10 protein-coding genes are annotated in these 14,419 nt (G+C 63.5%); 5 read left to right on the top strand and 5 right to left on the bottom strand.

Annotation, left to right across the window (positions count from 1 at the left end):
* Positions 1-249 (bottom strand): helix-turn-helix transcriptional regulator (locus V7E09_RS10530; protein WP_324510762.1); only part of this gene is annotated, 249 nt, incomplete at its 3' end.
* 1,725 nt (positions 250-1,974) lie between these two features.
* Here V7E09_RS10530 and V7E09_RS10525 point away from each other — a divergent pair.
* Both V7E09_RS10525 and V7E09_RS10520 read left to right on the top strand, forming a co-directional pair.
* A complete protein-coding gene (locus V7E09_RS10525) occupies positions 1,975-4,173 on the top strand; it encodes a glycoside hydrolase domain-containing protein (RefSeq protein WP_324510761.1) in 2,199 nt (732 codons plus the stop codon).
* Between the two features lie 1,846 nt (positions 4,174-6,019).
* Complete coding sequence (locus V7E09_RS10520) at positions 6,020-6,469, top strand: helix-turn-helix domain-containing protein (protein ID WP_324510760.1); 450 nt, start codon at positions 6,020-6,022, stop codon at positions 6,467-6,469.
* A gap of 1,052 nt (positions 6,470-7,521) precedes the next feature.
* Here the strand turns inward: V7E09_RS10520 and V7E09_RS10515 are convergent.
* Positions 7,522-7,914: a peptidoglycan-binding domain-containing protein gene (locus tag V7E09_RS10515; RefSeq protein ID WP_324510759.1), complete on the bottom strand. Its 393-nt coding sequence runs from the start codon at positions 7,912-7,914 to the stop codon at positions 7,522-7,524.
* A 494-nt stretch (positions 7,915-8,408) separates the two neighbouring features.
* On the opposite strand from V7E09_RS10515, the gene V7E09_RS10510 reads away from it, so the two are divergent.
* From V7E09_RS10510 to V7E09_RS10500, 3 genes are all read left to right on the top strand, one after another.
* Positions 8,409-9,035, top strand: coding sequence for a recombinase family protein (locus V7E09_RS10510; RefSeq protein WP_324510758.1), 627 nt, complete (start codon positions 8,409-8,411; stop codon positions 9,033-9,035).
* 761 nt (positions 9,036-9,796) lie between these two features.
* Positions 9,797-10,108, top strand: coding sequence for a hypothetical protein (locus V7E09_RS10505; RefSeq protein WP_324510757.1), 312 nt, complete (start codon positions 9,797-9,799; stop codon positions 10,106-10,108).
* 48 nt (positions 10,109-10,156) lie between these two features.
* The gene (locus V7E09_RS10500) at positions 10,157-10,420 is read left to right on the top strand and encodes a hypothetical protein (protein WP_324510756.1); all 264 of its coding nucleotides are present in this window, start codon (positions 10,157-10,159) and stop codon (positions 10,418-10,420) included.
* Here the strand turns inward: V7E09_RS10500 and V7E09_RS10495 are convergent.
* The 3 genes from V7E09_RS10495 to V7E09_RS10485 all read right to left on the bottom strand — a co-directional run.
* The gene (locus V7E09_RS10495) at positions 10,401-12,395 is read right to left on the bottom strand and encodes an ABC transporter ATP-binding protein (RefSeq protein ID WP_324510755.1); all 1,995 of its coding nucleotides are present in this window, start codon (positions 12,393-12,395) and stop codon (positions 10,401-10,403) included. The genes V7E09_RS10500 and V7E09_RS10495 overlap by 20 nt on opposite strands.
* Positions 12,392-14,125 (bottom strand): ABC transporter ATP-binding protein, encoded by a 1,734-nt coding sequence (locus tag V7E09_RS10490; protein ID WP_324510754.1) that lies wholly within the window; start codon positions 14,123-14,125, stop codon positions 12,392-12,394. The genes V7E09_RS10495 and V7E09_RS10490 overlap by 4 nt, the downstream gene beginning before the upstream one ends.
* The coding region (locus V7E09_RS10485) for a hypothetical protein (protein WP_324523352.1) at positions 14,125-14,419 on the bottom strand (295 nt) is incomplete at its 5' end. The genes V7E09_RS10490 and V7E09_RS10485, both read right to left, overlap by 1 nt.

The raw sequence follows: 14,419 nt of genomic DNA, 5'->3' as shown, positions 1-14,419 counted from the left end.
GCTAGGTGGGGCTGCACCCTTAGCGCGCGCTTGTCTACCGCGCATGAGGTCACGGATCGAGATATCAAGGATTTCGGAAATTGCTTCGAGTTCGCGAACACTAAAGGCCACTTCGCCGCGAAGACGCCGCCTCAGTGCCGCCTTTGAAATATGGGCCTTTAGTGCAACCTGTTGGGCAGGAAGGCTGGCGTCTCCAATTACCTGCGCCACATTCTCGGCTACGCGCCGAGCCAGAACCACAATGACCATACGGGCTACGGTAATGACCATAACACGCACGAACCCCGCAAAGTGGCAGAAGAGTAGCTCAGGTGGCATGCCTAATGCCCATTACGACACGCCGTGCTGCGAGAAGTGCCGCTCCACCCACGACGACAAGAAGCGTTGGCTGGCCCCCTCGTGACCTGGGCTGCGTTGGCCGTAGGAGTCAAGGCCTTGTGATGTGGGTCGCGTGAGCGCGATGGCGGTGCCAGCTATGAGACTTGAGCACCCGTGGAGCCCTGCATGGCCCAAACTCTGGCTCATAGTTGCCGTATTGGGCAGCCATGTTCTATCGGAAACTCCGCCTCAACTCTTCGAAAGGTTCCTCTCTTGCCTAGTCTCACAGTTGAACAGCTCGTGCTTCTTGTCGGCGCCTTTTCGGCGCTCATAGGCGCCATCACCACAGCGATCGTTAGCGTGACGAAAGCTGCCGCCGAGGCGGCGAGGGTGCGGGTGGAGGTCGAGGGTATGCGCCGTGACCTTGCCAAGGACCGCGAGGCTGCCGAGCCGCAACCAACTAACGACGCCCCCCCCGCGGGACCCATCCGCTCGAAGCGATACCGCGATCACCGAGATCAGTGGGCTAGACAGTATGCGTGACCTCTCCGGATGAGGGGGTGCGGGCCGGGCCTCGCTCACAGAGATCCGTGGGTTACCGAGTAGGAGGCGCCTGCTCGGCCTATCCGACAGTTGTGGGAGGCCCCAGTGTTTCACTGAGCGCACGAGTGTTGATCTGGACGTGCGCGCCTGATCGGTCGCTGCGGTATCGATTGATGGCGCGACTGGCGAGATGTTCGAAGCGAGCTGACTCCCTCACGCGATGATGTGTGTCGGTGAGGGCCCGGTGGCGGTGGTTACAGGTTCCTGGCCGGCCTTGCTGGCGCGTGGTAGCTGCAAATCCCACTGCAACTAATCCCTGCCCGCATTCATCGCCCCGCAGTTGCTCGTCGACGACGGCTCCTGGGACCACCGGGCTCGACCAACCAGGCGGCCCGAGCATCGGCACGGTGCACATCACCGGGCCTGCACGATTGCCACACCAAGGCCACGTCGACGGAACTGTGGGTCGTCCGATTCGAGGAGGCTCGCGACCGCGTGAAACGCCTACGCCCAAGCCGACGTGATCAGACGCTCGGGCGTCAGCCCCCTGCCGCAATGGTCCTACCTGGCTCGCCAACAGATCCCCAGCGACCCCGCCCAAGCCAGGCTGCAGGCACTGTGTGCGGACCCGACAAGGTCGTGCCGCATGGCTCAAGCGAGGCTGGCCGGACCGGTTCGAGCGGCTTCGCCGCGTGCTGCCTCGTCTAGGCGAGCAAGTGTGATGTGCAAGGTCGGGGGCGCGGAGCGCCGATCCTGCCGCTTGAGCGCCCGCAGCAGTCGCTCAGCCGAGTCGCGAGACCGCCCACACATCTCGACATCGATCTCCCGAACCGCCCGAAATGAGCCGCCGGTCGCCGAGCCGACCAGGTGAGTGGCGGGGACCTCTCGACATGGTCGAGCCAGATCTCCACCCAAGTCACCCACTCGCTCGGCCAATTCGCCGACCGTCATCATCGACCATCGAGCGCACGTATGCGTAGCCGATCTTGACCCGTTTGTCTCTGTGAGCGGCGGTGGCGTCCCCTTACCGCTAGCATCCAAGGGACGGAGAACCAACGCCAATGACATGTCGTTGCCTCTTGCAGTCGGACACAGAAGCATCCAAGGAGTAGCATGGCAGATCCCCGAGTCGAGGACGCTCAGAGGCTCGTCCACCGATACGCGGAGACGGTCGCTGGAATCCCCACGCTAATCGTTGATGGATCGACTTCTTGGACAGTCATGTACGGGCTGAGACGATGTCTACAGTTCCAACTCGGCATGGGAGAGGCGGAACGGTCCAACTCATTCACTCCACTAACCCTAACTCGGCTACAGCAACAACACCCAGTTTACGACCAATCTACCGCAAGGCCCGAGGTTACCGAAATAATTCAAGCGGCACTCTACTGCAAGGGGTACGTAGCCGGCGGAATTGACGGGGTATACGGGCCAGGGCTGGAGGCGGCATTCACCAAGTTGAAGCTAAACATCGGACTTGGGACCCAAGGCATGCTAGGAGCAGCGCCGAAGGTCATACAGGCCATGTTCAACATGGATGCATACGTGCGACTTACTAGTGGTCGCGACGAGGTACGTGAAGTGCAGCAATGGATGAACGGCAGATATTTACCTCGCGCCAACTACTTCGTGATCCCCTGCGACGGCGTATATTCAAGAGATGCCCAAAAAGCGATACTCTATGCCATCCAGTACGAGCTCGGCATGTCCGACAGTGTGGCGAACGGGGCCTTTGGCCCCGCCACCAAGGCCGGACTTGCGGGAAAGGTAGTTTCCCTTGGTGCTCAAGGGGTATGGGCGCAACTTGCGAATGCCCTTATGATCTTCAACGCTCTTGATGGAGTCACCTTCTCAGGTACATTCTCCGCGTCCACTGCCTCAACTATTAGCAATTTTCAACAGTTCTGTCGCCTTCCAATCACCGGCCGTGTCGACTTTTCCACCTGGGCGTCGCTACTGGTTTCCTGCGGCGACACGAGCCGTAAGGGTGAAGCCTGTGACTCGATTACGGAAATTGACGCGAAAAAGGCTGCGACTCTCTATTCTGCGGGCTACAGGGTGGTGGGGCGATACCTCTGTAATACGGTGGGAGTCGGGACGCTAGATAAGGCTATCAAATCCGGGGAGATTGCGACCATCCTCGAGGCTGGACTTCGCATATTTCCCATCTATCAAACTTCAGGCAACTACGCCACGTACTTCAATGAGGCCAAGGGGTACATCGATGGAGCTTACGCAGACCAATGGGCGCGACACCACGGATTCAAGCCCGGTACCATCATCTACTTCGCGGTTGACTTTGACATTCTGGGCGGTGAAATAACTTCTCGGCTGGTGCCCCACTTCCAGGGGATCAAATCTTCATTGGCCGCCGCGGGCAGCCGGTATCGAGCAGGGGTCTATGCTCCACGTCTCGCCTGCATTACGCTTTCAAATCTTGGCCTGGCCGAGGCGAGTTTCGTGTGCGGAATGTCCTACGGTTTCTCAGCGAATATGGGGTACACCCTCCCCAAGAACTGGGCCTATGACCAGATCTCTACCATAGGAGTGGGTTCAGGAGCCGGGTACATTGAGATCGATAACAACATCTACTCCGGTCGAGACGAAGGGCAGTACGCAATCGACGCGCCGCCACCTGCGGACGAACGCCCTGACGTGCTCATGCCGAGCAGCCAGTGGCCACAACTCAAAGACGAGGTGTTCCTAGCACTCGAGGCGATCGGAGAGGCTCTCGATGTGGGCGGCCCCAACAGCAGAGAGATCGTCGTCACCGACATTATCTACTCGCTTGATTCAATCCTGACACAGCTTTCCCAAGGATTCAAAATTAGGAAGTCCATTCTCCAGGCTACCATCACATACGAGAGCAAGACAACTAGCTGGATAGATGTAGCTGCTGACGCCTTAGTGATGGAGTACTACACAACAGGACGCGGTTCGACGAGCGACTCGTCAACTGGGATTGGGCAGTGTTTCGGGGAGGCCGCCATTAATGCGCTAAATGCTTGCATCGAAGCGGGCCTCATTCAAGACGTGGTCCGTGACCCATCTCCCGGACGGCAGAGATATGAGATTTGGAATAGACTGAACAATGATCGCGAGTATGCTGCATACATTGTGGCCATCGTGCATCTATGGTCGGCGATCTTGGCTGGACTGCCGAATGGGATTAACTACAGAATTACTGACGCCACAACTCAAGGCCTATTCGCTCGATACAACGGGACTGGACCCCAAGCCTACGAGTACAGCAGGAAATGTATGACTCTCTACCACGCTTATGAGAAGTTCAACATGCCTGCTCGGGCCTGAACCCCAGTAACACTGGTACTCGAAAGGATGCATCCCATGAACCACAAGACAAACGACACGCCTCCCGAGACTTCCCCGAATGCTCTGTATAGCCGACGAGGCGTCGCAATCATTGCAGCTGGCGCAGCACTGACGCTCGCTGTCCCGGCGATCTCTTTCGCAGCACCGACTTCAGACGAGGTGCGAAGGCAAAGAGATTTGGAACGGCAAGCTCGACAAGGCCTGCAATGGGAAAAGCGGGTCAGGCCAGGTAGCCGGAGCGCTAACGGATGGCCCATTGAGCTTGAGGCTGATGCAGGGGGGGACGTTGCCACCCGGCGCATACCTGGCTCAGAAGCGGCCTTCACGTCGGCCAGTGGTGCGGCAGCAACGATACTGCTGTACGTGGCTCAGCGCATACACTACGAGGTCAGACCTCTGACTCCTGGGGATGTGGTCGGGCACTTCACTTCAGGGACGACAGGTCACGGAGACAATCACCGGTCTGGGACTGCAATAGACATCGGCTCGAGCTGGGGTGACAGTCGAGGCCGCGGAGCATTTTACTTGTTCGAGCGTGAGGTGGTGCAGTCTATTGTGAGCAGCACCCAGGGTGCAGTGCGGTGGAGCGGCAGCGCGGCGGGCAACGTGAACGAGACCCATTTCGAGATATCCATGTTGCCAAGTAACCCCAGGCTGGGAAGGATCGCAGAATCCCTAGCAGGGACGGCCGGGCGCGGTGTCAGATAGTCTCCGAGTGGAGCGTGGGCGCCTTGTTCGCATGGCGCCTATCGGTGTCGCGGCAGCGGCCTTCAGCTATGGATTTTGGATGTGCCTGCAAGCTGCATCTCTTGGCCCTCTTCAGCCAGAGTATCGGCCATCAGGGGGAGCATGTCAGTATGCTCCCTGCGGCACCTTAGAAGACCATTCAGCCCTAATTGCAGCATGGCATCTTTGGTGGCGTGGCGCTGCACTCTTGGTGGTCGGACATCTAGTCTTTGCCACGCTCCTTCCGAGCGGCCCTTTTGGTTGGCGGCGACCTAGAGTCCATCCGCACCCCAGCCCAGTCATCGCGATTTTCGCCTGTTGTATTGCTTTTCTATGGGGTATACTAGCCGGAGTGATTGGTGGCCTGCACGGTTTCTTCGGTGGCGCCACTGCGGAGTTGGTATCGGGCCTGATTCTGTGGATTTACTTGTCATGGCTGGTGGAGGGCCAACGATTTCTAATCGTGCGCTTCGCATTGCTGATGGCGGCCTACGTATATGGAACGCTCCGCCTGTGGCTAGCATTGAGGGTCCTCGCTGATGAGATTGAGCCTCGGGTCTTGAGGCAGAGCGATTGGGCAGTTTATTTGAGCCTTTTCATTGCCTGCACACTTGCGTCGCTGCTCGGTTTTGTCTTGCGGAAGCGCAGCGGCGATGGGGGGCTGCGCGCTACAAGGGATTAGTCCAGACTTTCAGTGCAACGCGCTGAACCGAACGATCCCCTTGCGTCATCGTGACCTTGTCTGGAGGACGCGATCCTCCATAGTGCTACCACAGAGCCCCAGGATGCGGATCTGTCAGTCCGTGAGGCTGCCGAGGTGCTGCGCACTCCCAAATCGACGGTGGCCTGACCCGTCCGGGTACTGCGCGGGACCGCCACGGGCCATACCGCGGGCACTGGCGCAAGACGTATCACGGCCACGACACACGCGCTGGTTCCCTTTTTGAGCTGCGTCATGCGAGTGGTGGCGGGCGCGGACGTCGCGCCGGCTGGGCCGTCATCCAATGGAATTTCGCCCTGGCCGTATTGTCTCGCGTCGCCCCCTGCCGAGGGTCGGGTGGATGCCCAACCTTGACCGTGGAGTGAGGACTGGGCGGGCGTGGTCACCGCCGACAGAGGGTTTGGAGCACGTCGTGCTATTCAGTCTGACCCGCTGCCCGCCCATGACAGCGCTGTGCGGCACGTGCACATGCGCCGCCTCGACGGCCGACACGACAGCGCTGAACGTCGGGCGCGGCAGGCGTACGGCCTGCGGCAAGCGGGAGCTCTGATCGCGCTAGGCATGGATAATGCCGAATGCAAGTTGTATGCTGCCCGTATGGACATGACCGAGGCGGTTGCGGCAGCCCTGCGCGCAGAAATGGCCGCACGTCGCATCACCTACCGTCAACTCGCCGAGAGGGCGGGCGTTCCGGAACGAACTTTGGCGCGTGTGCTGAAGCCCGAGAGGGACATAAAGATCGATACCCTCGTGGCGTTGACCAAGGCCTTGGGCATTCCCCTGGTGGTCTTCATTGGGCAAGCAGAGCAGCTGAGGGATAGGCTTTAACTCAACGAACGTCTTCAGCGGATAGTGGGCCCGAGTACCCGCTCGTGCGGGGGCGCACCTGGCTGAGTGGCCTGAGGAACACTGACTCGACCAACGTTCCTAGACGTCATACCCAGCAGCGCACCATTGGGGTGCCGATCAGCTCAGCAGTCCAAGACGCAGATGCTGGGCCCTGTGGTGTCTTCACCAAGTGACAATGAGCACGAATCGTTACCTCCGGATAGATCCAACAAGAGGCTCGGGCAGATTGGAACCCGCGTAGACCGGCCTCCACGGCCCTCCAATGACGGCGCGCCAGGACCAAGGAACGACCGATGGTTTGACCTACCTCGACAAGATCCCGAACGCCCGGCCTGGCGTCCCGGTAAACTTGGAACCATGCGCCCACCTGCCTTGTCCGTGATCGCTGCGTCACTCCTCCTGGTCGGCTGCACTGGAGCGCCGGAGCCGACCATCATCGAACGAACCACGGGGCCTGTGACGCCGGGGCCTATGGCGACGACGAGCGCAACCACGACCCCGGTGCCGACACCCTCAGTCACCTACATGCCGGGCACGCAGCTGCCCGTTGGCCCCACGCCGGGTGCAGTTCTGGGCCCCCTGGGAACTGTGCTGAGATTCGTACCCTCGGACCCGTCCCTGACCTTCGCGTGCCGGGCTCCCCATGTATCCGAGCGTCACCAGGTGGCATACCTCGGCGATGCCGACGGGTCCGTGGTCGCGGTTGATCTGCCCGAGGGATTGTCGGTCGTGGCTTACTGCAATGAGTACGGCGATCCTGAAGCGATGGTGACCGACGGTGAGCGTTTCACGACGATCGGAGGCGGGTGGCCGGGGAGCCACACTCACGCCGGTGTGGCCCTCGCAGACGGCCCGGCCGCACACCGCGCCGCCTTGGACTGCCTCGCCGGACAGTAACGGCGTTTGAGTTACACCTAGATAAGACGCGGCTCGCGGTCTACCGGTCGTCTGTGCATGCGAAGAGCAGTTGAGGGTGGCCAGCCCACCGGGCCGCGCCACCCTCAACTGATATGTTACGAGAACCTAGAGGGTCACTCGTAGTTCTTGAGAAGGTTCCACGTGTTCTGGCCAACGTAGCCATCAACACTGAGGTTGCTGAAAGTCTGCACAAACTTGGCCATCTCTACCGTCTTGGTGCCGTATTGCCCGTCGACGTTCAGCAATCCCGGGAAGCTCACTCCCGTGGGCAGCTGAATTGCGTTTCGCCTGGCGTTGAGCGTCCGCTGAATGCGACTAACGGCGCTTCCGCGACCATGCAGATTGCCATCCGAATACCACTGCTGCGGCCCGCAGGCGCCGTTCACGGTGGCGTTATCCACCTTTGCGGTCTTTCCCCATGAGGGCAGCGTATCCTCGCCGCACTGGGTTCCGCCAGCGTAGGGATAAGTCTTGCGCGGGTAAATGTCACTCCAGCTCCAAGCCATAGTTCAATCCTCTCGTGAATATCTGCAATCTTGAAAGAATCGTGCCGCAGGTGCGTGTGCTGCCATCGGGTACGACTCGTCAACATTTGTATCTGAAGCGGGGGTCGGTGGCCACGGTTTTCTCGTAGCTGGCGCTAGGGGTGCCAGATCCGCTTCTTCCGAGCGGAAACAACCTATGCAAGGGGTTTCCCCCCGCGTGGGCTGCGGGTCGTTGGCGTCCGCCGGCAGTGCGGGGCAGCAGTCATGGAGCGTGCGTGGGGGCGCTGCTCTGGGCGACACAGCATGCCCTGGCTCGATGATGATCGATCTTGGATCTTCCTCCCGACCATCCTTTTGACACTTCCTCGCAGCGTGCCCGCTCGACTCGAATCCTTGACTCGAAATGCTCCTGACTCGAAACTCATCTCAGGATGTGTATTTCGAACGGAGGCAGGGATGACGAGAGTATGGGGCTGCGCGCGAGATCGACGACCGATCAGGATGCGGGGTTGTAGTTGAACGCGTTACGTCGTGCCTGCATCGCGCCCGACAGGATCGTGACGGACCACGCATCCGACACCCGCGAGGATCGCCCTGGTCTTGCGCAGCTGCTCGCCGGCTTGGAGGCCGGCGACGTCCTGACAGTCTGGACGCTCGACGGTCTGGGCCGGTCGGTCTCTCATCTGGTCTCCGTGGTGGACGAACTTGGCCGGCGGGGCATCGAGTTCCGCAGCCCTACTGAGGCTCTGGACACCACGACGCGGGGCGGCCGGATGTCGTTCCATGTCATCGCCTCCGCGGCCCAGTTCGAGCGCGAGTTGGTCGTGGAGCGCATAGGGCAGCGCTGGTGGCCGCGAAGGCGAAAGGCCGACAGGTTGGCCGGCCCAGCAACGGTGAACGAACACCTGATTCACCAGATGGCGAGTGCGGGGGCCACACAGGCGGTGATCGCGGCGTTGACGGGAATCTCTAAGGCGGTGGCGGGTCGAGTGCTGCGTGGCGAGATCGCTTCCCTGGGTCGCTTTCGCGAGACGCCCACCCAGAGCCCGACCACTGTTCAAGGAGTCGTCATCATGAGCATCAGTCCCGAGGAGTCCCGGCGGCGAGCCGAGGACGCGTGCTCGGTTGGATGGGCTGCATGAGGGTATTACGCAGACGCACAGCCAGGGGTCGTCGCCCTTGCCGCGCAGTCTGCGGCCGCCGAGCGCGGCGGGGCGGCGCAAGCGACATCTGCCATTTGAGGCGACTGATGAGCACGTCGAGTAGTTGAACCGTCGTGCCGCCGAGGCGGGGATGACTCGTCAGGCCTACATCGAGACGCAGCTGTTCGGCGCTCCTAACCCCGACGCAAGGTTCAAAGCGAGCCGCGGTGCGGCCAGCAGTGACTCCCAGGAGAGCCTGCCGATGACCGCGATCAGGGCAATGCCCTGACAACGACCCCGCGCCAACGGGAGGTTTTCCGAGTTGTGGGTCCCTGCCTGGGGACCGACTGATTGCGAACCCTCGTTACCAGAGGAAGTGGCTTCCTGCTGCCTATACAAACCATGTCCTCACCAGGGGGCAAGAAACGCTCATCCGCGCGTCGCGGATGCCGCACCCTGTTGCGGCAGTGCCCGCGCTGCTCGCAGTGGCGCTCCCAGGCGCAGTACCTCGCGGCCGCGCATGCGTGCGGCGCGTGCACGGAGATCCTGCAGCGCCGCCAAGAACGCGTCGCCGGCGCCGCTTAACGCAGGCGTCCGCTGAGCGGTGACGAGCTGGTTGCTGAGGTCGCCTGGCTGCTCGACGTCGGCTACACCTCCGCCGAGGTCGTGCGAGCCGTCCGCGTCACCAGCACCCCGGGGCTGGAGCGCGCCCTCTACCGTGCTGTTCAGCCCGCCCTGGCGAACCGGCTGCGAGCCCGCGCATGACCGAGCAGCTCACCACCATCCGTGTGACGAGTGACCTGGTGGGAAACCTGGTGGGCGACGACGTCCGGGACCGGATCTCCTACCCGCTCGCCCTGGCACGGCCAGGCCGTGAGCGGGGCGCGCTGCGTCACCCCCTGAACCGGCATCGGGCGGCGACCCCAGAGACGGCCGGCTACGTGCTGGAGCAAGCCCTTGAGCGGCCCGACCTTCTCCCCCGGCATCTGCCCGAGGGACGCGGGCGGGCCGACCAGCACGTCGGCGTCCGCGCCGACGCCCCCGCCGGCGCGCATTCCCGTATCCCGGTGTGAGGCAGCCGTGAGCACTGGCTCGCGTTCACGGTGCCGGTGGCGATCGCCATGCATCGCGACGTCCTGACCCGCCACCATGCGTGGGACAACGGTCGCCGCTGCGTGGTCAAACCGGGCACCTTGGCCAGCGTCATCAGCCTGTCCAAGCGGCAGACCCAGCTGCTCAATCAGGCGGCACGGGAGCTGGGCCTGGAAGTGGTGGTGCAGCGCGGTCGGATGCTCACTCAGCTCGGGCGGTGGGAGGCCTACGACAATGGATCGCGGCAGCGCGGCCCGGCCGTCGCCGGCCCGATCAGGCCGCGTCGTCGGTGAGTTCGGGCCCGCTGAACTGCGACTGATACAGGTCGTAGTAGGCGCCCTGGGCGGCCATCAAGGCGTCGTGGTTGCCCTGTTCGACGATGCTGCCCTCGCGCATCACCAAGATGGTGTCGGCGTCGCGGATCGTGGAGAGCCGGTGCGCGATCACGAACGACGTCCGCCCTTGCCGCAAGGCGTTCATGGCCCGTTGCAGTAGCAACTCGGTGCGGGTGTCGACCGAGGAGGTCGCCTCGTCGAGGATCAGGATTGCCGGGTCGGCCAAGAAGGCGCGGGCGATCGTGACGAGCTGGCGTTCGCCGACCGAGATGTTGGATCCCTCATCGTCGATGAGCGTGTCATAGCCCTCCGGCAGGGAGTGCACGAACCGGTCCACGTAGGTGGCGGTGGCGGCTGCCCGGATCTCCTCGTCGGTCGCGTCGGGGCGGCCGTAGGCGATGTTGTCGCGGATCGTGCCCTGGAACAGCCACGTGTCCTGCAGCACCATGCCGATCTTGGAGCGGAGCTCCGCGCGCGGCACGGTCGCGATGTCGACGCCGTCGAGGTCGATCGTGCCGCCGTTGAGCTCGTAGAACCGCATCAGCAGGTTGACCAGCGTCGTCTTGCCCGCCCCGGTGGGGCCGACGATGGCGACGGTGGATCCCGGTTCGACCGTCAGATCGAGGTTCTCGATGAGCGGCTTGTCGGGGGTGTAGGAGAACTCGACGCCGTTGAAGTCCACCCGGCCCTGGGTCGGTACGGGCAGGTGGTTGTTCTGCTCGGGGATCTGTTCCTCGGCATCCAGCACCTGGAAGACCCGCTCGGCGGACGCGACGCCCGACTGGAGCAGGTTCGACATGGACGCCACCTGTGTGATCGGCTGGGTGAACATCCGGCTGTACTGGATGAACGCCTGCACGTCGCCCAGCGTCATCTGGCCCGAGGCCACCCGCAGCCCGCCGACGACCGCCACGGCCACATAGCTGAGGTTCCCGATGAACATCATCACCGGCATCATCAGGCCGGACAGGAACTGGGCGCCGAAGGAGGACGTGTACATCGAGTCGTTGTCCCGGGCGAAGGCGGCCTCGACCTCCTTGGTACGCCCGAACACCTTCACCAGCGTGTGGCCGGTGTAGGCCTCCTCCACTTGGGCGTTCACGTCGCCGGTCGACTTCCACATGTCCGCGAACCGACCCTGGGATCGGCGCCCGATGAGCACAGCGGCGGCCAGCGAGACGGGCACGGCGATGAGGGCGATGATCGCCAGCACGGGCGACACCCAGAACATCATGAACAGGACGCCGACGAGGGTGAGCAGGTTCGACAGGAGCTGGCTGAGGGTCTGCTGCAGCGACTGGGCGATGTTGTCGATGTCGTTGGTGACCCGGCTGAGGAGCTCCCCGCGGGGCTGCCGGTCGAAGAACGACAACGGAAGGCGTCCGAGCTTGGCCTCGACCTGCTGGCGCAGCCGGTAGACCGAGTTCTGCACGGCGGTGTTCAGCATCCAGCCGGCACCCCAGGACAGCAGGCCGCCGACGAGGGCCAGGACGAGGGCGAGCAGACCGATCTCGGCCACGGCCGTCCAGTCCACGCCGGCGCCCGGGGTGACGTTCATGCCGGACAGCAGGTCGGCGAAGGTCCCCTGACCGTTGGCGCGCAACTGTTCGATGATGGTCGCCAGCGGGACGCCGGCGGGCAGGTCCTTGCCCAGCAGGCCAGCGAACAGCAGGTTCGTCATCTCGCCGAGGATCTTCGGGTTGAGGACGTTGGCGACGACGGCGGCGGCGGTCAGGACGGTCACGACGACGATGCGGGGCATCTCGGGACGGAGGTTGCCGAGCAGCCGCCGCAGCGACGGACCGAAGTTGATGGCCTTCTCGGAGGGGCCTTGCTGGCCCATCGGGCCGTGGCCGCGCTGTTGCGGGCCGTTCTTGGGACGTTCGGGCGCGTCGACGACGCGGTGTGACGTCTCCTGGGCGGTGTCGGTCATGCTGCCTCCTGCGAGGTGAACTGGGATTCGACGATCTCGACGTAGGTGGGGCAGGTCGCGAGCAGTTGCTCGTGCGTCCCGATCCCCTCGATGCGGCCGTCGTCGAGGACGATGATCTGGTCGGCGCCCGCGATGGTGGCGACGCGCTGGCCGACGATGACGACGGCGGCGTCCCGGGTCTCGCCGGCCAGGGCTGCCCGCAGGCGGGCGTCCGTGGTCACGTCGAGCGCGGAGAAGCTGTCGTCGAAGATGTAGACGTGGGGGCGGCGGACCAGGGCCCGGGCGATGGAGAGCCGCTGCCGCTGCCCGCCGGACACGTTGGTGCCGCCCTGGGCGATGGGGGCGTCGAGCTGCCCCGGCATGGCTTCGACGAAGTCGCGGGCCTGGGCCACCTCGAGGGCGTGCCACAGTTCCTCATCGGTGGCGTCGGGTTTGCCGTAGCGCAGGTTGGAGGCGACCGTGCCGGTGAACAGGTAGGGCTTCTGTGGCACGAGGCCGATGGAGCCCCACAGGATCTGGGGATCGAGCCGGGTCACGTCGACGCCGTCGACGCTGACCGCCCCCTCGGTGGCGTCGAACAGGCGCGGGATGAGACTCACCAGGGTGGTCTTGCCTGCGCCGGTCGAGCCGATGATGGCGGTGGTCTGTCCGGGTTCCACGGCGAAGCTGATGTCGTGGAGCACGGGGGCTTCGGCGCCGGGATAGCTGAACGTCACCCGGTCGAGGACGACCCGGCCGGGGTCGGGCGTCTCGGTGACGCCGTCGCTGGGCGGGACGACGCTGGAGCGGGTGCGGAGCACCTCCTGGATGCGCTGGGCGCACACCTGGGCGCGGGGGGCGATCATCAGCATCATCGTCGACATCATGACGCTCATCAAGATCATGGTGAGGTAGGTGAGGTAGGCGGTCAGCTGGCCGATCTGCATCTCCCCCGCGTCCACGCGTAGGCCGCCGAACCACATCACGCCGACCGAGGAGGCCGCCATCACGAATTGGACGACGGGGAACAGGGTGAGCATGCGGCGTCCGACGCGCAGTGAGGTGTCGGTCAGGTCGCGGTTGGCGGCCGCGAACCGCTCCGATTCGTAGGGTTCGCGGACGAACGCCCGGATGACGCGCAGGCCGCTGATCTGTTCGCGTAACACCCGGTTGAGGGTGTCGATGCGGGTCTGCATCGAGCGGAACAGGGGCAGCGCTTGCAGCAGGATGAGCCCGATGATGCCGCCCATGACCAGGACGGCGACGGCGATGAGCCACGACAGCCCGATGTCTTCGCGCAGCGCCATGATCAGGCCGCCGATCATCATGATGGGGGCCTGGACGATCATGAAGGCCGTCATCATGACGAGCTGCTGGACCTGCTGGACGTCGTTGGTGGTCCGGGTGATGAGCGAGGGTGCGCCGAACTGGTTGACCTCGCGGGAGCTGAAGCTCAGCACTCGATCGAAGATCGCGGCGCGGATGTCGCGGCCGAATCCCATGGCGGTCTTGGCGCCGAAGTAGATGGCGGTGATCTGGCAGAGGATCTGGACGGCGGAGACGCCGAGCATGATCGCTCCCAGCGACCAGATGGTGGCGGTGTCGCCCTTGGCGACGCCGTCGTCGATGATCTGCGCGTTGAGCGACGGCAGGTACAGGGAGGCGCCGGTGGAGATCAGCTGAAACAGCACGATCAGCCCGACGCTGCCCCAGTACGGCTTGAGGTAGGTCTTCAGGGTGGACAGGAGCATCAGGCGTTGTCCTTTGCTATTCCGTGGAGGAGGAGGTCGACGATTTCGTCGGGCGTGCTGAGCGCCGGATCTGCCGCCGTGAGGTGGAGCGCGCCGAAGGTCAGCCCGATGATCGCGGTGGCGGCCGTGCTGGGGGGCACGGCGAGATCGGCGGCGTGGGGGGTCAGCGCCTCGACCACCGCGTTGGTCACCAGCAGGTGGGCGGCGCGTGGGTCGGGGCGCGGGTAGTGCAGGGGTTCGCCCGGCTCGCCGTGGGGTGGGGGCGGGAAGGGGCCAGGGGGCGGGAACGGCGGG

It is taken from the genome of Propioniciclava sp., assembly GCF_036744435.1.
Taxonomy (GTDB): Bacteria; Actinomycetota; Actinomycetes; order Propionibacteriales; family Propionibacteriaceae; genus Propioniciclava.
Note: the sequence above shows the minus strand (reverse complement) of the source record. Positions and strands in the feature narration are given on the sequence as shown.